This window comes from Micromonospora sp. U56 (assembly GCF_018070095.1).
Classification (GTDB): Bacteria; Actinomycetota; Actinomycetes; order Mycobacteriales; family Micromonosporaceae; genus Micromonospora; species Micromonospora purpureochromogenes.
Genome location: NZ_JAGPYL010000104.1, coordinates 1 through 22,189, shown reverse-complemented (window position 1 = coordinate 22,189; position 22,189 = coordinate 1). Strand labels below are relative to the sequence as shown.

Genomic DNA, 22,189 nt, shown 5'->3' with positions numbered 1-22,189 from the left:
CCTGAAGACCGGCAAGTCGACGGCGGTCACCGAGCGGGAGGTGGCCGAGCACCCGCAGCTCGGGGCGTACCAGGCAGCGGTGGAGGCGGGGGCGTTCGCCGAGTTCGGCGAGGAGTCCGGCGGTGCCGCGCTGGTGCAGCTCGGCACGGGGGCGAAGGACGCCAAGGAGCAGGCCCAGGCCGCCGCCGGGGAGGGTCCGGAGGCCGGCTGGGCCACCGCCCTGGTCCGGCGCACCGCCGATACGATGGCCGCCGCCACCTTCGCCGCGGTCGCCAACTCGAAGTGCCGGGTCTGCCCGGTGCGCACCAGCTGCCCGGTCTCCGGGCAGGGGCGCCAGGTCGTCGAGCCCCCGGCGCCCCGCACCCCGGAGGAGCCGTGACCGCGCGGAGTGGACGAGCCAGGCAGGCGCGAGCGAAGGCGGAACGGTGACCCAGCCGACCCTGTTCAGCACCGCCGCCCCGGCGCCCCGGGCCGCCGACGCCGGGCCCCGCTACACCCCGGTCGAGCTGGCGAAGCTGCTCCGGCTGCCGGCCCCGACCCGGGAGCAGGCGGCGATCATCGCCGCGCCGGTGGAACCGCTGCTGGTGGTGGCGGGCGCCGGATCGGGCAAGACCGAGACGATGGCCGCCCGGGTGGTCTGGCTGGTCGCCAACTCGTACGTCCGGCCGGAGCAGATCCTCGGCCTCACCTTCACCCGCAAGGCGGCCGGTGAGCTGGCGCACCGGGTGCGTACCCGGCTCGACCAGCTGGTCCGGCGGCTGGGCCGGCGCGGGCGCGACCCGCTGGACGACCCGCTCGCCGGCGAACCGACCGTCTCCACCTACCACTCGTACGCCGGCCGGATCGTCACCGAGCACGGGCTGCGCGCCGGGTACGAGCCGACCACCCGGCTGCTCACCGAGGCGTCCCGCTGGCAGTTGGTCGACCTGCTGGTGCGCAACTACGACGGCGACATGTCCGAGGTCGACCGGATGCCCAGCACCATCACCGACGCGGTGCTGGCGCTGGCCGGGGAGCTGGACGAGCACCTGGTCGACCCGGACGAGCTGGCCGCCTGGACCGGCCGCTTCTTCGCCGACGTGCAGTCCCGCCCCGGTCGGGTCTACGCCGACGTGCGCAGGGCGTTGCAGTTCCAGCAGACCCGGCTCAAGCTGCTCCCGTTGGTGCGGGCGTACGCGCGGCGCAAGGACGACTTCGAGGCGATGGACTTCGCCGACCAGCTCGCCCGGGCCGCGCGGGTGGCCCGCGACCACCCGGCGGTGGGCGCGGTCGAGCGGGACCGCTTCCGGGTGGTGCTGCTCGACGAGTACCAGGACACCAGCCACGCCCAGGTGGTGCTGCTCAACGCGCTGTTCGGCGGCGGCCACCCGGTCACCGCGGTCGGCGACCCGTGCCAGTCCATCTACGGCTGGCGCGGGGCCAGCGCCGGCACCCTGGAGCGGTTCCCGACGGAGTTCGCCCGCCCCGACGGCACCCCGGCCGAGGTGCTGAGTCTCACCACGAGCTGGCGCAACCGGCCGGAGATCCTCGGCGTGGCCAACGCGCTCTCCCTGCCGCTGCGCGCCGCCGGCGCCCGGGTGCCCGAGCTGCGCGCGGCGCTGAGCGTCCGGGACCCGATCCCGCACCGCAGCCCGGGCGGCCACGCCGCCGGCACCGTGCACTGCGCGCTGTTGGAGACGTACGCCGACGAGGCCGACTGGATCGCCGACAGCGTGCTCGCCGCCTGGCGGGGCGCCGCCCGGCTGCCCGGGGCGCTGCCCGAGCACATCCCGGTGCCGCAGCGCCCCACCACGGCCGTGCTGGTCCGGCTGCGCAGCCAGATCCCGGCGATCGAGGCGGCGCTGCGGGCTCGCGGCCTGCCGGTCGAGGTGGTCGGCCTGGGCGGCCTGCTGGACACTCCCGAGGTCCGCGACGTGGTCTGCACCCTGCGGGTGCTCGCCGACCCGACCGACGGGGCGGCGCTGCTGCGGCTGCTCACCGGCGCGCGCTGGCGGATCGGGCCGCGTGACCTGGTGGCGCTGCACCGGCGCGCCCGGGCGATCGCGCGGGCGCGGCACCGGCTCACCGGCGACGACGGGCCGGAGATCGCGGTGGACGTGCTGGACGAGGCGACGCTGGTCGAGGCGCTGGCCGACCTCGGGCCGGCGCAGGCGTACTCGGCCGAGGGCTACGCGCGGTTGCGCGCGTACGGGATGGAACTGGCGCTGCTGCGCTACCGGCTGGACCAGACCCTGCCGGAGCTGATCGCCGACATCGAGCGGACCATCGGCCTGGACGTGGAGGTGGCGGTCCGGGCCGGCCGGGATGGCGCCGGTGACGCCGGGCTGGCCCGGGGCCACCTGGACGCCCTGGGCGACGTGGCCGCCCGGTTCAGTGGCGAGACCCCGGGGGCCACCCTCGCCGGGTTCCTGGCCTACCTGGCCGCCGCCGAGGACGAGGAGCGCGGCCTGGCCCCGGGCGAGGTGGAGGTGGTCGAGGGCGCCGTGCAGGTGCTCACCGCGCACGCCGCCAAGGGTCTGGAATGGGACGTGGTGGCGGTCGCCGGGCTGACCCGGGGAGTCTGGCCGGGGCCGGTGCGCAACTCCGACCACTGGCTGGGCGGGCTCGGCGTGCTGCCGTTCCCGCTGCGCGGCGACGCCGACGGGCTGCCCGAGCTGGGCCTGGCCGGGGCGGAGGACCAGCGCGGGGTGGCCCGGGCCCTGGCGGACTTCACCGACGCCTGGCGGGCGCACGACGAGCGGGAGGAGCGCCGGCTGGCGTACGTGGCGGTGACCCGGCCGCGTCGGCTGCTGCTCTGCTCCGGCTACTGGTGGGGGGAGGGGACCAAACGCTTCCGGGGTCCGTCGGTCTTTCTCCGCGAGGTGCACGACGCCTGCCTCGACGGCGCGACCGGGCACCTGGTCGACGGCTGGGCGCCCGAGCCGGCCGGGGACGCGGTCAACCCGACCACCGAGATGGTGCTGCGGGCGGAGTGGCCGGCGGACCCGCTGGGCGCCCGCCGGCCGGCGCTGGCCGAGGCCGCCGCGCTGGTCCGCCGGTTCCTCGCCGACCCCGCCGCGGCCCGCCGCGAACCGGCTGGCGAAGCCGTGGCCGCGGCGGTGCCGGCCGGTGGGGAGGCCGGCGTCGAGGACCCGGAGGTGGTGCGCTGGCGACGGGAGGCCGACCTGCTCCTCGCCGAGCGGGCCGAGCTGCTCCGGCAGGCCGAAGCCGTGGAGGTGGCGCTGCCCGGGCACCTGTCGGTGACCCAGTTGGTGGCGCTGCGCCGCGACCCGGAGGCGCTGGCCCGGACGCTGCGCCGGCCGATGCCGACCGAGCCCAACCCGTACGCGCGGCGAGGCACCGCCTTCCACACCTGGCTGGAGCAGCGCTTCGGCGCCGACCGGCTGCTCGACGTGGACGAGCTGCCCGGCGCGGCCGACGCGGACGCCGCGCCGGACGAGGCGCTGGCCGAGTTGCAGGAGCGCTTCCTGGCCAGCGAGTGGGCCGAGCGGGTGCCGGTGGAGGTGGAGGTGCCGTTCGCCACAGTGCTCGCCGGGGTGGTGGTCCGGGGCCGGATGGACGCCGTCTTCACCCGCCCCGGTGGCCGCTACGACGTGGTCGACTGGAAGACCGGCCGCCGGCCCACCGGCCGGGAAGCCGAGGTGGCGGCGGTGCAGCTGGCCGTCTACCGGCTGGCCTGGGCCGAGCTGGCCGGGGTGCCGGTCGACCGGGTCGGGGCGGCCTTCCACTACGTCCGGGAGGGCGTGACGGTGCGGCCGACGGACCTGCTCGACGCCGACGGGCTCACCGCGTTGATCGGCGGCGTACCGGAATTTCCGCCCGGGGGTGGCGTGCCGGGAAATCCGTGATAGGTTCGTCCCGTTGCAGTTTTGGTTTCCAGAGACTCTGTGTGCGCCTGGCGGATTGTGGCCCCAGGCGCTCTTTGTTGTGTCCGGAGTTCTCCGGGCGGGGCGACCAGAAGCGACAAGCGATTCGCGCATTCCCGCGCGGAGCGCTCCTCTTCGAGTCCGCAACAGGTGCGGGTTCGACGTTCCGTCAAGGAGACAGAACACATGGCTATTGGCACCGTCAAGTGGTTCAACGCTGACAAGGGCTTCGGCTTCATCACCCCGGACGGCGGCGGCGCTGACGTCTTCGCCCACTTCTCGGCGATCCAGTCCTCCGGCTACCGGAGCCTGGACGAGAACCAGCGGGTCGAGTTCGAGGTGACCCAGGGCCAGAAGGGCCCGCAGGCGGAGAACATCCGCCCGCTCTGATCCTCGGATCAACCCGTAACACCCTGATCTTCGGATCGACCCGTAACACCCTCCGCGCCCTCCGGGCGCGGTGACGGGACCGGTCCGCCGCGCCGCCCCCCGCTACGGCGGGAGTGGCGTGCTGCGGCGGACCGGCCTGTACCCCTTCGGTTCGTGCTTGTGAGTCGCGGCGGATCTGCTCCGCCGGCGACAGCGCCGATTCACCGGCGCCCTCCCTCGACACGTGCCGCGTCGAGGAAGGCATTTCCGCATGACCATGACCATTCCCACCTTCGCCGCGACCGGCCTGGCGCCGGCGCTGCTCACCGAGCTGACGGCGCAGGGCATCACCGAGCCGTTCCCGATCCAGACGGCCAGCCTGCCGGACTCGCTCGCCGGCCGCGACGTGCTCGGCCGCGGCCGTACCGGCTCGGGCAAGACGCTCGCCTTCGGGCTCCCGCTGCTGTCGCGTACCGCCGGCCGCCGGGCCCGCCCCGGTCGCCCGCTGGCGCTGGTGCTGGTGCCGACCCGTGAGCTGGCCCAGCAGGTCACCACCGCGCTCGCCCCGTACGCCCGCGCCGTCGGGCTGCGCTGCGCCACCGTGGTCGGCGGCCTGTCGTTGCAGCGGCAGGCGGACGCCCTGCGCTCCGGCGCCGAGGTGGTGGTGGCCACCCCCGGCCGGCTGCACGACCTGATCAACCGGGGCGACGCCCGCCTCGACCAGGTCGCCATCACCGTGCTGGACGAGGCCGACCAGATGGCCGACATGGGCTTCCTGCCGCAGGTCACCAAGCTGCTGGAGCAGGTCGCCCCGGACGGCCAGCGGATGCTCTTCTCCGCCACCCTGGACGGCGGCGTGGACAAGCTGGTCCGCCGCTTCCTGAGCAACCCGGTCTCGCACTCGGTCGACCCGGGCACCGCCACGGTGACCGCGATGACGCACCACGTGCTGCTCGTCGACGCGGCCGACAAGCCGGCCGCGCTCACCCAGATCGCCGCCCGTGAGGGCCGCACCATCATGTTCATGGCCACCAAGCACCGCGCCGACCGGATGGCCCGCCAGCTGCTGGCCAAGGGGGTACGCGCCGCCGCCCTGCACGGCGGCAAGTCCCAGCCGCAGCGCACCCGGATCCTGGAGCAGTTCCGCACCGGCCAGGTGACCGCCCTGGTCGCCACCGACGTGGCGGCCCGCGGCATCCACGTGGACGGGCTGGACATGGTGGTCAACGTGGACCCGCCGACCGAGGCGAAGGACTACCTGCACCGGGGCGGTCGTACCGCCCGGGCGGGGGAGTCCGGCACGGTGGTCACGCTGGTCCTGCCCGAGCAGCGCCGGGACGTCTCCCGGCTGATGAGCGTGGCCGGGATCAAGCCGCAGTCGACCCAGGTACGCCTCAACGACGGGTCGCTGGCCCGGGTGACCGGTGCCCGGGAGCCGTCCGGCGTGCCGGTGACCATCGCCGTCCCGCAGCCGGCACCGGCCGCGCGTAGCGCCAGCGGTGGCGGGGAGGGCGCGCGCTCCGCGCACCGCACCTCGGGCCGCTCCCGGCGCCTGCGCCGCCCGCGTACCGCCTGACCTTTCCCGGCCCGCAGCGGCCGCGCACCGCCCGACGGCGGTCGCGCGGCCGCTGTTTTCGTTTCCGGAACGCCCCGTCCGGCCCGGAGTCCCTGGCATCGGTGGAGATCGCCGACGTGGCGGGGCCGGACGGCCACGCTGGGTGAACGTTTGGCCGGCTGAGTCGGCAAACAGGCGAGGTTGGGTCCGATCGGCGACTGTCCCGAGGCCCCTGCCTGATCGAAGCTTGTACCGGGGGGAAGATCCGGCCGGGGGCGGTCGGGCACGGGAGGGGTGACCATGGCGGGCGACGCCGATTCGGGGGCGGTGCGCGAGCTGCTGGTGGTGTTCGCGGTGGCGGGCGCGGGGCTGGTGCTCGCCATGGTCGCGGCGTTCGCGCCCTGGCACCCGAGGCCGGGGCGCGCCGCCCCGGCCGGGCTGGTGGAACTGCGCAGCCCGGCCGGCTCGGCCGGCCCGGCGGTCGAGTTGACCTCCGGCTAGCCGGGGGATGGTCCCGGGACCGCGGCCGGCGAGGGGCCGGTACGCGGGGGTGGCCGGTCGGGCTCCGGGGGGAGGACCGACCGGCCGTCACCCGATGGCGGAACGCTCGCGACGGACCAGCAGGTCGGCCAGCGTGGTCCGGTCGACCACCACGGCGATCGCGCCGTGCACCGCGAGCCAGACGTGCCGCAGCCCCGTCGCCACGCCGTGGTAGCCGGCGTTCTCCGCCGGCAGGCCGCGCACCGTGGTCAGCGAGCCGCCGACGGCGCGCAGCACGTCCCCGACGCTGATCTCCCCGGCGGGCCGGGTCAGCGCGTACCCGCCCTCGGTGCCCCGGTGGCTGTGCAGCAGCCCGGCCCGGCGCAGGTCCAGCAGGATGCCCTGGAGGAAGCTGAGCGGAATGCCCTGACTTTCCGCCAGGGCCGCCGCCTTCACCAGCTCGCCACCGGCCCCGCCGGCCGGCACCGACCCGCCGGCCGGCACCGACCCGCCGGCCGGTCCGGACCGGGAGCCGGGTGACGTGCCCGACCCGCCCGCCGGGACGGGCGCCGTCCGCGACTCCGAGCCCGCCGGCCCGCCGTCGCCGCCGGTCGAGGCGGCGGCGACGGCGAGCATCGCCCGGAGCGCGTAGTCGCTGCGCGCGGAGACGTACACGTCACTGACCGGCCTGGTCCAGCACGCCCCAGCGGCGCCGGATCGCCTTGTCCGCCGCGCCGAAGGCCGCGTCGACGAGCAGGCCGACGACCAGGATCACGATCATCGTGGCGAGCAGCCAGGGCGAGTCCGCCAACTCCCGGGCGTAGGTGAGCTGCGCGCCGAGCGAGGTCTGCGAGATGCCGACCACCAGCAGCTCACCGGCCATCAGGCTGCGCCAGGAGAACGCCCAGCCCTGCTTCAGGCCGGCCACGATCGCCGGCAGCGCGGCCGGTGCGATGACGTACCGGTAGAGGTTGAGTCCCCGGGCGCCGAGGTTGCGGCCGGCGCGCAGCAGCAGCGGCGGCACGTAGTCGACGCCGCTGATCACCCCGTTGGCGATGGACGGCGCGGCCCCGAGCACCACCACGAAGAAGATCGCCTTCTCGCTCAGCTCGAACAGCAGGATCGCCAACGGGAACCAGGCGATGGACGGCATGGTCTGCAGGGCGGTGATCATCGAGCCGATGGCCGCCCGGAGCACCCGGGACCGGGCCACCGCGAGGCCGACCAGCAGGCCCACCGCGACCGAGAAGACGTACCCGACGGCGGCCCGGCGCAACGTGATCGCGATGCCCTCCCACAGCTGCGGGCCGCTCGCCTGCCGGATCAACTCCTCGCCCACCACCACCGGGCCCGGCAGCGACCACGGCGGCTTCCAGCCGCTCCAGACCACCACCTGCCAGATGCCGATGGCCAGGGCCAGCGCGGCGAGTTTCGGCCAGGTGGCCGCCCAGAGCCGGGCGCCCCGGGAGACCTCCTTGTCCCGACCGGCGATCTCCAGCGCATCCAGCCCGGAGATCTCCGCGTCGCTACGCGCGGCCCCGGTGAGGGTGTCACCGGCCATGTCGGCCCACCTCCGTACGAAGTCGGTCGGTGACCTCGGCGGCGATCGCGGCGACCTCGGGGGAGTCGATGCGCCGGGGTCGGGGCACGTCCACCGCGGTCGACCAGATGATCCGGCCGGGTCGGCTGCTGAGCAGGATGATCCGGTCGGCGAGCCGGGCTGCCTCGCGGACGTTGTGGGTCACGAAGAGCACCGACAGGTTCCGCTCGGACCAGATCCGTTCCAGCTCGTCGTGCAGGATGTCCCGGGTCATCGCGTCCAGCGCGCCGAACGGCTCGTCCATCAGCAGGACCGGGGTGTCCAGGGCCAGGGTGCGGGCCAGCGCGACCCGCTGGCGCATCCCGCCGGAGAGCTCGTGCGGGCGCTTGCGGCCGAACTCAGCCAGGTGGACGGTGCGCAGCAGCTCCGCCACCCGCTCGCGCCGCTCGGCCCGGGGCAGCCCACGCAGCTTCAGCGGGACCTCCACGTTGGCCTCGACGGTCAGCCACGGAAAGAGCGCGGGCTCCTGGAACATCAGCCCCGGGCTCGCGTCGCCGGCCAGCGCGATCCGCCCACCGCTGGTCCGGTCCAGGCCGGCCACCAGGTTGAGCAGGGTGCTCTTGCCGCACCCGGAGGCGCCGACCAGGCAGACGAACTCGCCGGGCGCGACGTCGAGGCTCACCCCGTCGAGGGCGAGGAAGGCGTTCGCCCCGCGCCCGTACACCTTGGTCACGCCGGAGAGCGCGACTGCTGTGGTCACGCTCCCCGGCGCCGTCGTGGTCGATGTCATGGCTGGGCGACCTCGGTCTTGCCCTGCGTCTTGAGCACCTCGTTGAGGTACGTCAGGTCGTACAGGCCGTCGAGGCTGACCGGCTGGGTGAGTTCCACCGCGACCGCGTGGTCGAGCCCGGTCTTCAGCGAGGAGGCGATGGGGTCGTTGGTGAACTCCAGCGTGGGCCAGGCCTGCTTGATCAGCTTGACGTCCAGCGGCTTGCCGGTGATCTTGCCGATGTGCTCGGAGATGGCCTGCTGGGACTCGTCCGGCTTCGTGTTGACGAACTCGTTCGCGGCGACCTGCCCCTCGACCAGCTTCTTCACCACGTCGGGGTGGGCCTTGAGGAACTTGGTGCTGACGATCAGGTTGGTGATGACGAACTTCCGGTCCGGCCAGAGGTCGCGCTCGTCGACGAGCACCTTGCCGCCGGCGTTGACCAGCCGGGAGACGAACGGCTCGGGCACCCACGCGCCGTCGATCGCGCCGCTGCCAGAGGTCTCCACCGTCTGGGCGTTCTCCTGGGGCACGATCGTGACGTCGCCGCCCTCCTTGGTGGTCTTCAGGCCCTTCTCCCTGAGCCAGTAGCGCAGCGCCACGTCCTGGGTGTTGCCCAGCTGCGGGGTGGCGATCTTCTTGCCGCGCAGCTGTTCGACCGAGGTGATCTCCGGCTTGACCACCAGGGCCACGCCGCCGGAGGCGGCGCCGGAGATCACCCGGACCGCCTCGCCCTGGGACTTGGAGAAGGCGTTCACGGTCGGGTTCGGACCGATGTACGTCGCGTCGAGCGCGCCGGAGAAGACCGCCTCGATCGCGGCGGGGCCGGCGTTGAAGGTCTTGGTCTCCAGCTTGGCGTCGGTGCCGAGCCTCTCGGTGAAGATGCCCTTCTCCACGCCGACCACGGCCGGGGCGTGGGTGATGTTGGGGAAGTAGCCCAGCCGCAGAGTGGCCGGGCCGGAGCCGCCGGCCGCGCTGTCGTCGCCGCACGCCGCCGTGGTCCCCGCCGTCGCCACGCCGATGACGGCGAGGGTGGCGAGGGAGACCAACCGACGGAAGGGGAGCCGTCTCATCGTCCATCCAATCCGCAGTATTCCTACTTGATTGGTAGGAAGGGTGGGGCAGTGGTCGGCCGGCGTCAAGACCCATCCACGATCCGGGACGGCCTGCCGGGGGAATCTCGGCAATTCCCACCTGTTGGGTGGGGTTGGCGGCGTCGATCGGTCGACCGGCGTACCGCCGTCCGGCGGCGCACCACCCCCCGCGCCGGAGCGCCCGCCGGTGCCGACCGCTCCGCGAAGGTCGCCGGTGCCGGGACTGCCGAGGCGCTAGGGTCGTTGTCGTGCCGACGCGCAGAGTCAGAATCCCCGCGACGAAATATCCGGTCGAGCGGTACACCCTCGACAACGGCCTGCGGGTGGTCCTCACCCCCGATCGCAGCGCCCCGGTCATCGGGGTCGCGGTCGTCTACGACGTCGGCATCCGGTCCGAGCCCGAGGGGCGTACCGGCTTCGCCCACCTCTTCGAGCACCTGATGTTCCAGGGCTCGGAGAACCTGGAGAAGCTGGCCCACTTCCGGCACGTCCAGGGCGCCGGCGGCACCTTCAACGGCTCCACCCACCTGGACTACACCGACTACTTCGAGACGCTGCCGAGCAACGCCCTGGAACGGGCGCTGTTCCTGGAGGCCGACCGGATGCGCGGCCCCCGGCTGACCGAGGAGAACCTGCGCAACCAGGTCGACGTGGTCAAGGAGGAGATCCGGGTCAACGTGCTGAACCGGCCGTACGGCGGCTTCCCGTGGCTGACCCTGCCGCCGGTCATGTTCGACACCTTCCCCAACGCGCACGACGGCTACGGCTCCTTCGTCGACCTGGAGTCGGCCACCGTCGCCGACGCCGCCGACTTCTTCCGCCGTTACTACGCCAGCGGCAACGCGGTGCTGGCGGTCAGCGGGGACATCGACGTCGCCGAGGCGATGGCCCTGATCGAGCGGCACTTCTCCGACGTGCCGGCCCGACCCGCGCCGCGGCGGCCCGACTTCACCGAGCCGGACCTGACCGTCGAGCGGCGCAGCACGTACACCGACACGCTGGCGCCGCTGCCGGCGGTCGCCGGGGCCTGGCGGGTGCCCGACCCGATCGACGACTTCGCCGGCTACCTGCCCTACGTGGTGCTGGCCGAGGTGCTCACCGACGGCGACGCCTCCCGGCTGGTGGAGCGGCTGGTCCAGCGGGACCGGACGGTCACCGGCCTCGGCGGCTACCTCGGCTTCATGGGCGACCCGTTCGACGTGCGCGACCCCACCGCGCTGCTGCTCCAGGCGCACCTGCCACCCGGCGGGGACGTGGACAAGGTGCTGCGCACCATCGACGAGGAGATGGACCGGCTGGCCACCGACGGGCTGATCGAGGGCGAGCTGGCGCGTACCCAGGCCAGGATGGCCACCCACCTGCTGCGGGACACCGACGCGGTGCTCGGCCGGGCGCTGCGGATGGCCGTGCTGGAACAGCAGCGCGGCGAGCCGGGCCTGCTCAACGAGCTGCCCCGGCTGGTCGGCGAGGTCACCGAGGAGCAGGTCCAGGCCGCCGCCGCCACCCTGCGGCCGGAGCGCCGCGCCGCCGTCGAGGTCATTCCCGGAGGTGCCCGGTGAGCGCGAGGAGTGAGCCGGGGTTGCGAGCCCCGCAGTCGCGAACGGATGACGCTCCGGTGAGCGCGAGGAGTGAGCCGGGGTTGCGAGCCCCGCAGTCGCGAACAGAGGTGACCCGGTGACGACGACCGCCCCTGCCACGCCGCGCGCGCTGCCGCCGCTCGGCCCCACCCGCAAGCTCAAGGTGCCGAAGCAGGCCGAGCGGCGGCTCGCCAACGGCCTCACCGTGATCGCGGTACGCCGCCCCGCCGTGCCCCTGGTCGAGCTGCGGCTGTGGATGCCGTTCGGCCGTACCCACCTGGCCCGCGGCGCGGTGCTCTCGCAGACCATCCTCGCCGGCACGCAGACGCACACCGCCACCCAGATCGCCGCCGAGTTGCAGAAGGTCGGCGGCGGGCTGTCGGCCGGCATCGACCCGGACCGGCTCATGCTCTCCGGGGCCGCCCTGGTCACCGGCCTGAACCGGATGCTGGAGCTGGCGGCCGACGTGCTGACCGACGCGACGTACCCGGCCGACTGGGTCGGCACCGAGCGGGACCGGCTGATCGACCGGATCCAGGTGGCGCAGAGCCAGCCGGCGCACCTGGCCCGGACGGCCCTGCTCAAGCGGATCTACGGCAGCCACCCGTACGCGGTGCAGACGCCGGAGCCCGAGCAGGTCCGCGCGGTGAAGCCACCGGCGCTGCGCAAGCTGCACGCCGAGCGGGTGCACCCGGCCGAGGCGGTGCTGGTGCTGGTCGGCGACGTGCGGCCGGAGCGGGCGCTGGACGCCGCCGAGCAGGCGCTGAGCGGCTGGCGCGGCGACACCCGGGGCGTCGACCTGCCGCCGACCCCGCCGCTGGAGCCCGGTCCGCTGCTACTGGTCGACCGGCCCGGCTCGGTGCAGTCCTCGCTGCGCATCGCGCTGCCCGCGGTGCCGCGCACCCACCCGGACCACGCCGCGCTGCAACTGGCCAACCTGGTCTTCGGCGGCTACTTCTCCTCCCGGTGGGTGGAGAACATCCGCGAGGACAAGGGCTACACGTACGGGCCGCACTCGTCGGTCGAGCACTCGGTCGCCGGCTCGGTGCTGGTCGCCGCCGCCGAGGTGGCCACCGAGGTGACCGGCCCGGCGCTGCTGGAGACGACGTACGAGCTGGGCCGGCTCGCCTCGCTGCCGCCGAAGCCGGACGAGCTGGAGCAGGCCCGCCAGTACGCCCTGGGCACCCTCCAGCTCGGCATGTCCACGCAGGCCGGTCTCGCCTCGCTGACCAGCGCGTACGCCGGCAACGGGCTGCGACTGGACTTCCTGGCCGAGCACGCCGCCCGGCTGGCCAGGGCAACCCCCGAGGACGTCGCGGAGGTCGCGGCCCGCTACCTCGCCCCGGCGAAGGCGGTCACCGTGGTGCTGGGGGACGCCGACCGGATCGAGGGACAGTTGGCCGCGCTGACCCCGGTACGCCGGGAGTCGGCGTGAGCGGCGAGCCCCCGCCGCTGGCCCGCACCACCCTGGACCGGGCGGCGCACCGGCGTACCGACCCGGACTGGCTGGCGCAGGCCTGGCGGCGGTCCCGGGTGCTGGTGCTCGACTCGTCGCGGGAGGGGATGGCGCTGGTCCGTACCGATGCCAACCCGCCGGCGCTGGTGCTGCGCGAGCCGACCGAGCTGGACGGGATCGCCGACGCCGCGCCGCTCTTCCTCGGCCTGGAGCCGGACGGGGCGCCGGTCTTCGCGGTGGACGCGCCGCTGCCCGATCTGCCGGGCACCCGGGCGGTGCACCTGCGGGACGTCGGGCACCTGCTCAGCGACCGGGACGCGGGTGTCTTCACCACCGCGCTGGCGCTGGTCAACTGGCATCTCGGGCACGGTTGGTCGCCGCGGACGGGGCACCGGACGGAAATCGACGAGGGCGGCTGGTCCCGGGTGGACGCGCAGGGCCAGCGGGCCTGGCCGCGGACCGACCCGGCGATGATCGTGCTGGTGCACGACGGGGTGGACGGCCCGGACGGGCGCTGCCTGCTCGGCAACAACGCGACCTGGCCACGCATGGCGGGGGAGCGCCGCTTCTCCTGCCTGGCCGGCTACGTCGAGCCGGGGGAGTCGGCCGAGGCGGCCGTGCTGCGCGAGGTGCACGAGGAGGTCGGGGTCGCGGTCGAGCGGATCGGGTACGCGGGCAGCCAGGCCTGGCCGTTTCCCGGCTCGCTGATGCTCGGCTTCCTGGCCGAGGCGGACCCGAAGGCGCCGGTCCTCCTCGACCCGACCGAGATCGCGTACGCCCGCTGGTTCACCCGGCGGGAGGTCGGCGCGGTGCTGGCCGGGCGGGCGGTGGACGCCGGCGACGGGGACCGGGTGATCCTGCCGCCGCCCTCCTCGATCGCCCTCTTCCTCATCCACCGCTGGCTGGACGGGCACTGCTGACCGGCTGACGGCCCGGGCAGTTGGGCCTGGACGCGGTCCCGGCCCGGGACCGTCGTTGCCGCGACGATCCCGGGCCGGGAACACGGACCGTCGTGGCGGATGAGGCGAGGAACACGGCGGGGGAGCCGGTCCGACCACGGCGGACGTCGGTGGTTCTCAGGTGCCGCTGGCCTCCCACCACTCCTGGTGGACGACGCCGGGCTCGTCGAGTGGGAGCACCTTGACCCGTTGCCGGCCGGACCGGACGGCGCCGACGGTGGACAGCGCGCGGGCGAGCAGCAGCGCGGCGTCGCGGTCCTCGGCGTGCACGATCTGACGGCGCGGTTCGGGCGCGGTCGTCTCGTCCCGTAGCCGACCACCACCGGCCCAGGCGGCGGCGATGTCGTTGTCGGCGGCGGTGCGGATGTCGGTACGAACGATCAGGAAACGCATGGCTGTCTCCGGATGGACCGCGACGGGCGAGCACGCTGTAGAAGTTCCACGTCACTCTTTCGTCATGTTACGCCCGCACGTCGTCCCAGCAAGTGAAACGCGACTATCCGTCCGCTCTCATCCGATCAGCCGATGCCTGCTCAGGACGTTCGCGTCGGCGGAGACGACGAGAGGCCGCCGGCGGTGCGCCGACGGCCCCTCGCTGCGTCCCGGATCAGTTCAGATCGAACTGCCCGTTCTTCGCGCCGCCGACGAAGCCGAGCCAGCCGGCCCGGTTGAACAGCAGCACGGGCCCGCTCGGGTCCTTGCTGTCCCGCAGCGCGACCACGGCCGCGCCGGCGCCCAGCGGCGCCACCTCCACGCAGTTTGAGGTCTGGCTGCGGGTGCTCTTGCGCCACGCGGCGTCGGCGAGCTGCCGGGCGGAGACGGTGTTGCGGATGTCGTTCATGGTTCTGCTCCTGCTCCTGGAACTCCGATGGGGACGAGTGACCCGCCCGGCCCCGACGGGTTCGGTGTGGATCACCGTTCCGTCAGGCGCCCGGAGTGTCGCCGGCGCTGGACCGGCGCCGCTGCCGACGCCGACGTGGACGGGGCTGCCGAGTCGGTCAGCCGCCCCGTCGCCTCGAAGAGCCAGGAGAGGGTGTCCGATGCGGAGAGCGCCGCCGAGCACAGCCACTCGAAGGTCACTTTATAGCGATTTACCGGGTTTGCCTCGTGTGACATGACGTCGATGAAGCCGCCTTCGATCGCCAGGGTCTCCGGATCCTGAGGATCGGCGAACCGGTAGAGCGAGAAGGCGGTCGGCGGCAGGTAGAAATCACCGATCACCGTGTCGCGTTGCAGCAGGTGCAGCGTGACGTTGGGAAGGATGGCCAGCTCACAGAGCTTCACCAGCTGCTCGTGCAGCACCTCCGGCGGCCCGGCCCGGCGGCCCAGCGCGGCCTCCTCCAGCACCGCGGTGTAGCGCGGGCCGTCGACCCGGTCCAGCAGCGACTGGCGGGCGAGCCGGGCGCGTACCTCGGTCTCCGGGTCCTCGCCGGCCTCGGGGTCGCCGGTCGCGCTGGCCGCCTGGTCGGCCGAGACGATCCGCAGCCGGGCGTAGCCGGGGGTCTGGAGCAGCCCCGGCACCAGCACCGGGTTGTACTCGCGGATCTCCGCGCAGCCGGCCTCGATCTCCGCCCAGCCGAGCTGCTGCTGCGTCATCACCGGGTACGACTTGCGCCAACCGCGCATGTCGCCGGCCTCGTGGGTGATGCCGATCAGGTCGTCGCGCAGTTCCGGCTCGGCGCCGTAGAGGTCCAGCAGGAGGCGTACGTCGTCCGGGTCCGGGCGGCTGCGCCCGTTCTCCAGCCGGGACAGCTTGGACGCCGACGCCCAGCCGATCCGCTCGATGACCTGGTCGCCGGTGAGCCCCGCCGCCTCGCGCAGGCGGCGCAGTTCGGTGCCGAGCCTGCGTCGTCGCAGGATCGGACTGGGTACGGCAGGAGGCACGGGTGTCCTCGTTTCGCGTCGACCGCCGCGGACGCGACGGTAACTGTATGAAATTCGCCCCCCACGGTCAGTATGGACGGCGCGACCGGTGCCGGAGGTTCCGGCGAGGGCGTGTCACGAGACAAAAAGAGGACTGTGGAAGGTGTCGGCCGTCCGGGCGACGATGACCGGGCCGGCCGCACCTCCCCCCTGACGCGCCGACCGGCGCCATCCCCGCGGAGGGAACCCTCATGCGCACCGTCCTGCGCCGCCCCGACTTCCGACTGCTCTTCGGCGCGCTGCTGGCCAGCATGGCCGCCGAGTCGATCCTGCTGCTCGCGCTCGCCATCTGGGTCAAGGATCTGACCTCCTCCGACGGGCTGGCCGGCGCCACCCTCTTCGCGATCATCGCCCCGATGACGCTGGCGCCGCTGGTCGGCTGGGTGGTCGACCGCTACCGCCGGCGGCCGTTCTTCGTCGCCGCGAACCTGGGCACCGCCATGCTGCTCACCCCGCTCTTCGCGGTCCGGGACCGCGCCGATGTCTGGATCATCTACGTGGTGGCCGCGCTGTACGGCTTGTCGTATCTGACGCTCAGCGCGACGCTCAGCGGCCTGATCCGGCAGCTGGTGCCGAGCGAACTGCTCGCCGACGCGAACGGGGCGCTGCAGACCGTGCGGCAGGGGCTGCGGCTCGGCGGCCCGCTGGCCGGGGCGGCCCTCTACGCGGCCGTCGGTGGCTGGCTGCTCACCACCCTGGCGATGGTCGGGTTCGTCACCGCCGCCGCCGTGGTCGGGCTGCTCCGGGTGGCCGAGACCGAACCGGCGGCGGCCACCCTGCGCTGGCCGGCCGAGCTGGGCGCCGGGCTGCGGCACCTGGCCGGCGAGCCGGCGCTGCGCCGGGCCCTGCTCGGCTACGGGCTGGGCTCGCTGGTGATGGGCTTCAGCGAGTCGTTGATCTTCGCGTACGTCGACCAGGGGCTGGGCCGCGACGCCGCGTTCGTCGGGGTGCTGGTCACCGTGCAGGGGGTGGGTGGGCTGGTGGGCGGCCTGCTCTCACCCGCGGTGGTACGCCGTATCGGCGAGGTCGGGGCGCTCGCCGCCGGGGTGACCTTCTTCGGTCCGGCCGCGCTGGCGCTGGCCTGGCCGGACCTCCGGCTCGGGGTGCTGGCGCTGCTGCTGGCCGGGGTCTCGTTGCCGCTGACCATGGTGGGGCTCGCCACGCTGATCCAGCGGCGCACCCCGCCCCGGCTGCTGGGCCGGGTCGCCGCGGCGTCCGAGGCGCTGGTCAGTGGCCCGCAGGCGTGCTCCATCGGGGCGGGCGCGCTGCTCGTCGGGGTGTTCGACTACCGGCTGCTGTTCGTCCTGGTCGGGGTGGTCACCACCGCCGCCGGCGCCTGGCTCTGGCGCGGCCGGCGGCTCTCCCCGCCGCCCGGGACGCCCGCTGGAGTCCCGTCGCCCCGCCGCCCCCACCCGGCCGAACACCTCACCCCCGACGCCACCCGCCTCTGAGCGCCCGCGCCCAGGCATGGAAAAGTGGCCGTTCCGGGGGGAACGACCACTTTTCCTGAGTGCTAAGGGGTCAGCCGGCGAGGCTGGCCAGGTGCTGCTTGACCTGGGTGATGGAGGGGTTGGTCAGGGCACTGCCGTCGGCGAAGCGCAGCGTGGGGACCGTCTGGTTGCCGCCGTTGACCTTCATCACGAACTGGGCCGCCTTCGGGTCCTGCTCGATGTCGACCACCTCGTACCCGATGCCCTCCCGGTCCAGCTGCGACTTGAGCCGGTGGCAGTAGCCGCACCACGGGGTGGAATACATCGTCAACATGGTCAGGTCCTCCAAGTGCTCGCGTCGCCCGGCCTGTCGTTCAGGCCAGGCTAACCGCTGCAACATCAGCGGGAGCTGAGATGATTCCTCGCTGTGGGGGTTCACTCAGCGGCGGAAGTCGTGCTCGCCGGGCTCGACCCGGAGCAGCGCGCGGCGGTGACCGCCCCGGCCGGCCCGGTCTGCATCCTGGCCGGCGCGGGCACCGGCAAGACCCGCGCGGTGACCTCCCGGATCGCCCATCGCGCGCTCACCGGCGAGATCTCCCCCCGGCACGTGCTGGCGGTCACCTTCACCGCCCGGGCCGCCGCCGAGATGCGGGCCCGTCTCACCGTGCTCGGGGTGGCCGGTGTCCAGGCGCGGACCTTCCACGCCGCCGCGCTGCGCCAGGTGCGCTACTTCGCGCCCCGGCTGCTGGAGGGGCGCGCCATGCCCGAGCTGCTGGACAGCAAGGTGCGGGTGGTCACCCTGGCCGCCGCCAAGGTCGGCCTGCGCGCCGACCGGGCCGCCGCGCGCGACCTCGCCGGCGAGATCGAGTGGGCCAAGTCGTCGTTGGTCGAGCCGGGGGAGTACGTGGTCGCCGCGGCCAAGGCGCTGCGCGAGACGCCGTACGAGCCGGCGAAGGTGGCCGAGGTCTTCGCCGCGTACGAACGACTCAAGCGCTCCAACGGCGTGATCGACTTCGAGGACATGCTGCGCGCCGCCGTCTGGGGGATCGAGGAGCACCGGGACGTCGCCGAGCAGGTGCGCGGCCAGTACCGGCACTTCGTCGTCGACGAGTACCAGGACGTCAACCCGTTGCAGCAGCGGCTGCTGGACGCCTGGCTCGGCGGCCGGGACGACCTGACCGTGGTGGGCGACGCCAGCCAGACGATCTACTCGTTCACCGGGGCCACCTCGTCGTACCTGGTCGACTTCCCGCGCCGGCACCGCGGCGCGACGGTGGTCCGGCTGGTCCGCGACTACCGCTCCACCCCGCAGGTGGTCGGGCTGGCCAACGCGGTGATCTCGCAGGCCCGGGGCGCCGAGGCGAGGCTGCGGCTGGAGCTGCACGGGCAGCGGCCGCCGGGCCCCGAGCCGGAGCTGCGGATCTTCACCGACGAGCCGGCCGAGGCGAACGCCGTCGCCGCCCGCTGCCGGACCCTGGTCGACGGGGGCACTCCGGCGAAGGAGATCGCCGTGCTGTTCCGGACCAACGCGCAGTCCGAGGCGTACGAGAAGGCGCTGACCGAGGCCTGCGTGCCGTACGTGGTGCAGGGGGCGGAGCGGTTCTTCGAGCGGGTCGAGGTGCGCCAGGCGATGGTCGCGCTGCGGGCCGCCACCCGCTCGATCCCGGGGGAGACCCCGCTGCCGACCGCCGTGGTCGAGGCGCTCGCCGCGGTGGGCTGGGCCCCCGACGCGCCCCCGGCCGGCGGCGCCGCGCGGGAACGGTGGGAGGCGCTGGCCGCGCTGGTCCAGCTCGCCGAGGAGTACGCGGCGACGCCTGGGGCGAGCGCGAGGAGTGAGCTTGCGAGCCCCGCAGTCGCGAGCGAAGGGCCGGCTCTGCTGCTGCCGATCCGCGAGGCCGCCGCGGTGGAGCGGCCGGTGACCCTGAGCGACTTCAACGAGGAACTGGCCCGCCGCGCCGCCCAGCAGCACGTGCCGACCGTCGACGGGGTGACGCTGGCGTCGCTGCACTCGGCCAAGGGGCTGGAGTGGGACGCGGTCTTCCTGGTCGGGCTCTCCGAGGGCACCCTGCCCACCACGTACGCCCGTACCCCGGAGCAGGTCGAGGAGGAGCGCCGGCTGCTCTACGTCGGCATCACCCGCGCCCGGCAGTGGCTCTGGCTGTCGTACGCCTCGGCCCGCTCGCCGGGCGGACGGGCCCGGCGGCCGTCGAGGTTCCTGCCGCAGCTGGACCGCTCCGGCGGCGGCGAGCGGGCCGGCGGCGGCGTGGCGAAGCGCACCGCCGCGCGCCGGCCCGCCACCCAGATCGTCTCCTGCCGGATCTGCGGCGCGACCCTGCTCGCCGGCCCGGACCGCAAGCTGGGCCGCTGCCCGACCTGCCCGTCCGACATCGACGAGGACCTGTACGAGCGGTTGCGGGACTGGCGGGCCCGGGTGGCCGGCGCGCAGAAGGTCCCGGCGTACGTCGTCTTCACCGACGCCACCCTGACCGCGCTGGCCGAGCGGCGTCCCGGGCGGACCGAGGAGCTGATCGCCATCGCCGGGATCGGGCCCCGCAAGCTCGGCCTCTACGGCGAGGCCGTGCTGGCGCTGGTGGACGGTGCGGCGGTGGACGACATCGCGCCGCAAAAAACTTTCGAAATCTCGTCGTAAATTCGTTTGCCCTCGCCCCCGGGCGAGGAATAGCCTCATGGCACACCTCGGGAGCGGCGCCATTCCGGCTGCTCACGGGGTGGGAGACCAAGTCGGCACGAGGAACGTGAGGGAGGTGGCACCCGTGGAGATCTTCACCTATGAGCGTCCGGCGGCGATGCCAGCTGCCTGCGCTCCGCTGTCGACTGTCCGGGTGGCCCTTGCCGCCACGCGACCGTCGGTTCCGCAGGTGCACCAGGTCCAGGCTCAGGCCGAGCTGACCCTGACCGTCGCGCCGATCGGAGTCGAGGGGACCAGTGGCATCACGGGCATGGGCATCGGTGTCGCCAAGAAGCGCACGGATGTCCGCGGCGTTCCACCTCGAGGTAGACCGGTCTGAATCCCAGACCACCGGCTCACCTCGAGGCCGCGGAACCCGCTCACCGGGATCCGCGGCCTCAGTTTTTTGCCCCGCCGTACGTCGGAAATGCGATCCACGAGATCGAAGTGAGAGAGAGGTGACCGGGCGATGAGTCTGGCGTTGGCCCCGCTCGACGTGAGCGTCGAGATGGAGGCGAACCTGCCCTGCCGGAAGTTCGACCCTGACCTGTGGTTCTCCGACCAGCCCGCCGAGCTGGAGTTGGCCAAGTCGCTCTGCGGGGACTGCCCGCTGCGCGTCGAGTGCCTGGCCGGTGCGGTGGAGCGGGCGGAGCCGTGGGGCGTCTGGGGCGGCGAGATCTTCGAGCGTGGCGCGGTCGTCCCGCGCAAGCGGCCCCGTGGCCGTCCGCGCAAGGAGGACCTCGCCCGCGACGCGGCGCTCCGGGTCGAGGCCGAGGCGCGACTGGTGGCCAGTGGTGTGGCCACGTCGCGCAACGCGGTCCGGCTGGCGGCCTGACAACTTCCCGTTCCAACCCCGCCGGTGTCCGACACCGGCCGCGAGAAAGCCGAAACCAATGCTGCTGAACTACCCGAACGGAACCGAGATGCAACTACTCCACGAAGCGTTGTCCCGTGCCCGAATGCGCCGGCCTCAGGCCGGTCGTACCACCACGAGCACTGAGGCAACCCGTTCCGCCCGTACCGTCGCGATGAAGAGCCGGACCCAGTCGGCTCGCGACCTGGGCGCTCTCTAGATCCCTACCGAGTACGTGGGGGCGGTGTCCGGAAACCGGGCACCGCCCCCACGTCGTTACGTCCCGGTCAGGCCACCGGCGCGAAGCCGGGCAGCCAGCGTTCCAGGATCCCCCGGTACGGCGCCTTGGCCTCCAGTTGGCACAGCACCCCGATCGAACCCAGCGTCACGCGGTGGATCATCAGGTACGACGGGGGCAGGTTGAGCTGCCGGCTGAGCTGGTAGGTCGGCGACTTCGGGCTGGCCAGGCGGGCCGCCTCGGACCGCAGCCAGGCCCGGCTGAACCGGAATTCCTCGGCGGCGATCGGTTCCAGCATCGGCCGCAGGAAGTCGAGCACCGCGTGGGCGTCGATCGGCTCCGTGGAGCTGACGAAGCCCTCCTTCCGCAGGCCGTCCACCACCCCGTCCGCGTCGCCGCGCAGCGCCAGCCCGGCGATCAGGCCGATCGGCTCCGGGGTGCCCTCCGGCATCCGCGCCACCGCGCCGAAGTCGATCACGCCGAGCCGGCCGTCGGGCAGCAGCCGGAAGTTGCCGGGGTGCGGGTCGGCATGCAGCAGGCCGGCCCGGGGCGGCGCGGACAGGTGCAGCGTCGCCATCAGCCGGCCCGCCTCGTCCCGCTGCTCCTCGGTGCCCTCGCGGATGATGTCCGCCAGCGGCGTCCCCTCGATCCACTCGGTGACCAGCACCCGGGGCGAGCTGGAGAGCACGGCCGGGATGAAGATCTCCGGGTCGTCGGCGTACGCGGCGGCGAAGGCCCGCTGCGACTCGGCCTCCAGCTCGTAGTCCAGCTCCTCGGTGACCCGCTCCCGCAGCTCGACCAGCAGCGGCTTGACGTCGAGACCCGGCTGGATGGCCCGGAACATCCCGCCCAGCCGGGAGAGCTGCTTGAGGTCGGCGAGCAGGGCGTCACCGGCGCCCGGGTACTGGATCTTGACAGCCGCGGTCCGCGCCTCGCCGGTCTCCGGGTCCCGCCAGATCGCCTTGTGCACCTGCCCGATGCTCGCCGCTGCGGCCGGAGTGTCGTTGAACTCGACGAACCGGTCCCGCCAGGCCGGTCCGAGCTGCTCGGCGAGCACCTTGTGCACGGTCGCCGCGGGCAGCGGCGGGGCCGCCTCCTGGAGCTTGGTCAACGCCTGCCGGTACGGGGCGGCGATCTCCTCCGGCAGCGCCGCCTCGAAGACCGACAGCGCCTGACCGAACTTCATCGCCCCGCCCTTGAGCTGCCCGAGGACGCTGAAGAGCTGCTCGGCGGTGCGCTGCTGGATCTCGGCGGAGATGACGTCGGAGGCGAGCCCGGTGACGCGCTTACCCATGCCGAGGACGGTCCGCCCGGCGAAGCCGAGCGGCAGAGCGGCGAGCTTGGCGGTCCGGGACACGGCCCGGCGCGGGATGTCGGTCACTTGGTCATTG

Annotated in this window: 21 protein-coding genes; 12 read left to right on the top strand and 9 right to left on the bottom strand. The window is 73.7% G+C overall.

All coding sequences use genetic code 11. The annotated features are described in order from the left end of the window. The 5 genes from KBX37_RS26545 to KBX37_RS26525 all read left to right on the top strand — a co-directional run. A partial coding sequence (locus tag KBX37_RS26545; RefSeq protein ID WP_210778618.1) for a PD-(D/E)XK nuclease family protein occupies positions 1–379 on the top strand: 379 nt, incomplete at its 5' end. A gap of 46 nt (positions 380–425) precedes the next feature. Then, positions 426–3,848: an ATP-dependent DNA helicase gene (locus KBX37_RS26540; RefSeq protein WP_210778617.1), complete on the top strand. Its 3,423-nt coding sequence runs from the start codon at positions 426–428 to the stop codon at positions 3,846–3,848. 204 nt (positions 3,849–4,052) lie between these two features. After that, entirely contained in the window at positions 4,053–4,256 is a 204-nt protein-coding gene (locus KBX37_RS26535) for a cold-shock protein (protein ID WP_007464836.1), read from the top strand. A 250-nt stretch (positions 4,257–4,506) separates the two neighbouring features. Next, positions 4,507–5,811 (top strand): DEAD/DEAH box helicase, encoded by a 1,305-nt coding sequence (locus KBX37_RS26530; protein WP_210778616.1) that lies wholly within the window; start codon positions 4,507–4,509, stop codon positions 5,809–5,811. A 279-nt stretch (positions 5,812–6,090) separates the two neighbouring features. Next, positions 6,091–6,291 (top strand): hypothetical protein, encoded by a 201-nt coding sequence (locus tag KBX37_RS26525; RefSeq protein ID WP_154942138.1) that lies wholly within the window; start codon positions 6,091–6,093, stop codon positions 6,289–6,291. Between the two features lie 87 nt (positions 6,292–6,378). On the opposite strand, the gene KBX37_RS26520 is transcribed toward KBX37_RS26525, so the two are convergent. From KBX37_RS26520 to KBX37_RS26500, 4 genes are read right to left on the bottom strand one after another with little or no spacing between them, the layout of a single operon-like run. After that, a complete protein-coding gene (locus KBX37_RS26520; protein ID WP_374103911.1) occupies positions 6,379–6,945 on the bottom strand; it encodes an Rrf2 family transcriptional regulator in 567 nt (188 codons plus the stop codon). A gap of 1 nt (position 6,946) precedes the next feature. Beyond that, positions 6,947–7,831: an ABC transporter permease gene (locus KBX37_RS26510; protein WP_210778615.1), complete on the bottom strand. Its 885-nt coding sequence runs from the start codon at positions 7,829–7,831 to the stop codon at positions 6,947–6,949. Continuing rightward, positions 7,821–8,600 (bottom strand): ABC transporter ATP-binding protein, encoded by a 780-nt coding sequence (locus KBX37_RS26505; protein WP_210778614.1) that lies wholly within the window; start codon positions 8,598–8,600, stop codon positions 7,821–7,823. Before KBX37_RS26505 ends, KBX37_RS26510 begins: the two co-directional genes overlap by 11 nt. After that, entirely contained in the window at positions 8,597–9,652 is a 1,056-nt protein-coding gene (locus KBX37_RS26500; RefSeq protein ID WP_210778613.1) for an ABC transporter substrate-binding protein, read from the bottom strand. Before KBX37_RS26500 ends, KBX37_RS26505 begins: the two co-directional genes overlap by 4 nt. Positions 9,653–9,921: 269 nt before the next feature. On the opposite strand from KBX37_RS26500, the gene KBX37_RS26495 reads away from it, so the two are divergent. From KBX37_RS26495 to nudC, 3 genes are all read left to right on the top strand, one after another. Continuing rightward, the gene (locus KBX37_RS26495) at positions 9,922–11,232 is read left to right on the top strand and encodes a pitrilysin family protein (RefSeq protein WP_210778612.1); all 1,311 of its coding nucleotides are present in this window, start codon (positions 9,922–9,924) and stop codon (positions 11,230–11,232) included. A 115-nt stretch (positions 11,233–11,347) separates the two neighbouring features. Beyond that, positions 11,348–12,685, top strand: coding sequence for a pitrilysin family protein (locus tag KBX37_RS26490; protein ID WP_210778611.1), 1,338 nt, complete (start codon positions 11,348–11,350; stop codon positions 12,683–12,685). Then, on the top strand, positions 12,682–13,626 hold the full coding sequence (gene nudC / locus KBX37_RS26485; protein ID WP_210778610.1) for an NAD(+) diphosphatase: 945 nt from the start codon (positions 12,682–12,684) through the stop codon (positions 13,624–13,626). Before KBX37_RS26490 ends, nudC begins: the two co-directional genes overlap by 4 nt. 156 nt (positions 13,627–13,782) lie before the next feature. Here nudC and KBX37_RS26480 read toward each other — a convergent pair whose 3' ends face one another. From KBX37_RS26480 to KBX37_RS26470, 3 genes are all read right to left on the bottom strand, one after another. Beyond that, positions 13,783–14,058 carry a hypothetical protein gene (locus KBX37_RS26480; protein ID WP_210778609.1) on the bottom strand — a complete coding sequence of 92 codons (276 nt, stop codon included), beginning with the start codon at positions 14,056–14,058 and terminating at the stop codon, positions 13,783–13,785. Between the two features lie 214 nt (positions 14,059–14,272). Further along, on the bottom strand, positions 14,273–14,506 hold the full coding sequence (locus tag KBX37_RS26475; RefSeq protein WP_210778608.1) for a DUF397 domain-containing protein: 234 nt from the start codon (positions 14,504–14,506) through the stop codon (positions 14,273–14,275). 71 nt (positions 14,507–14,577) lie between these two features. Continuing rightward, on the bottom strand, positions 14,578–15,549 hold the full coding sequence (locus tag KBX37_RS26470; protein WP_210778607.1) for a helix-turn-helix transcriptional regulator: 972 nt from the start codon (positions 15,547–15,549) through the stop codon (positions 14,578–14,580). Between the two features lie 230 nt (positions 15,550–15,779). On the opposite strand from KBX37_RS26470, the gene KBX37_RS26465 reads away from it, so the two are divergent. Next, on the top strand, positions 15,780–17,039 hold the full coding sequence (locus tag KBX37_RS26465) for an MFS transporter (protein ID WP_210778606.1): 1,260 nt from the start codon (positions 15,780–15,782) through the stop codon (positions 17,037–17,039). A gap of 70 nt (positions 17,040–17,109) precedes the next feature. Here the strand turns inward: KBX37_RS26465 and KBX37_RS26460 are convergent, their stop codons facing one another. Beyond that, positions 17,110–17,352 carry a mycoredoxin gene (locus KBX37_RS26460; protein ID WP_210778605.1) on the bottom strand — a complete coding sequence of 81 codons (243 nt, stop codon included), beginning with the start codon at positions 17,350–17,352 and terminating at the stop codon, positions 17,110–17,112. A 93-nt stretch (positions 17,353–17,445) separates the two neighbouring features. On the opposite strand from KBX37_RS26460, the gene KBX37_RS26455 reads away from it, so the two are divergent. From KBX37_RS26455 to KBX37_RS26445, 3 genes are all read left to right on the top strand, one after another. Next, positions 17,446–19,668: an ATP-dependent DNA helicase UvrD2 gene (locus KBX37_RS26455; protein WP_210778604.1), complete on the top strand. Its 2,223-nt coding sequence runs from the start codon at positions 17,446–17,448 to the stop codon at positions 19,666–19,668. Positions 19,669–19,792: 124 nt separating this feature from the next. Beyond that, a complete protein-coding gene (locus tag KBX37_RS26450) occupies positions 19,793–20,047 on the top strand; it encodes a hypothetical protein (RefSeq protein WP_210778603.1) in 255 nt (84 codons plus the stop codon). A 129-nt stretch (positions 20,048–20,176) separates the two neighbouring features. Then, complete coding sequence (locus KBX37_RS26445; protein WP_088960445.1) at positions 20,177–20,542, top strand: WhiB family transcriptional regulator; 366 nt, start codon at positions 20,177–20,179, stop codon at positions 20,540–20,542. A gap of 305 nt (positions 20,543–20,847) precedes the next feature. On the opposite strand, the gene KBX37_RS26440 is transcribed toward KBX37_RS26445, so the two are convergent. After that, positions 20,848–22,179 carry an AarF/ABC1/UbiB kinase family protein gene (locus tag KBX37_RS26440; protein ID WP_210778619.1) on the bottom strand — a complete coding sequence of 444 codons (1,332 nt, stop codon included), beginning with the start codon at positions 22,177–22,179 and terminating at the stop codon, positions 20,848–20,850. Between the last annotated feature and the right edge of the window lie 10 nt (positions 22,180–22,189).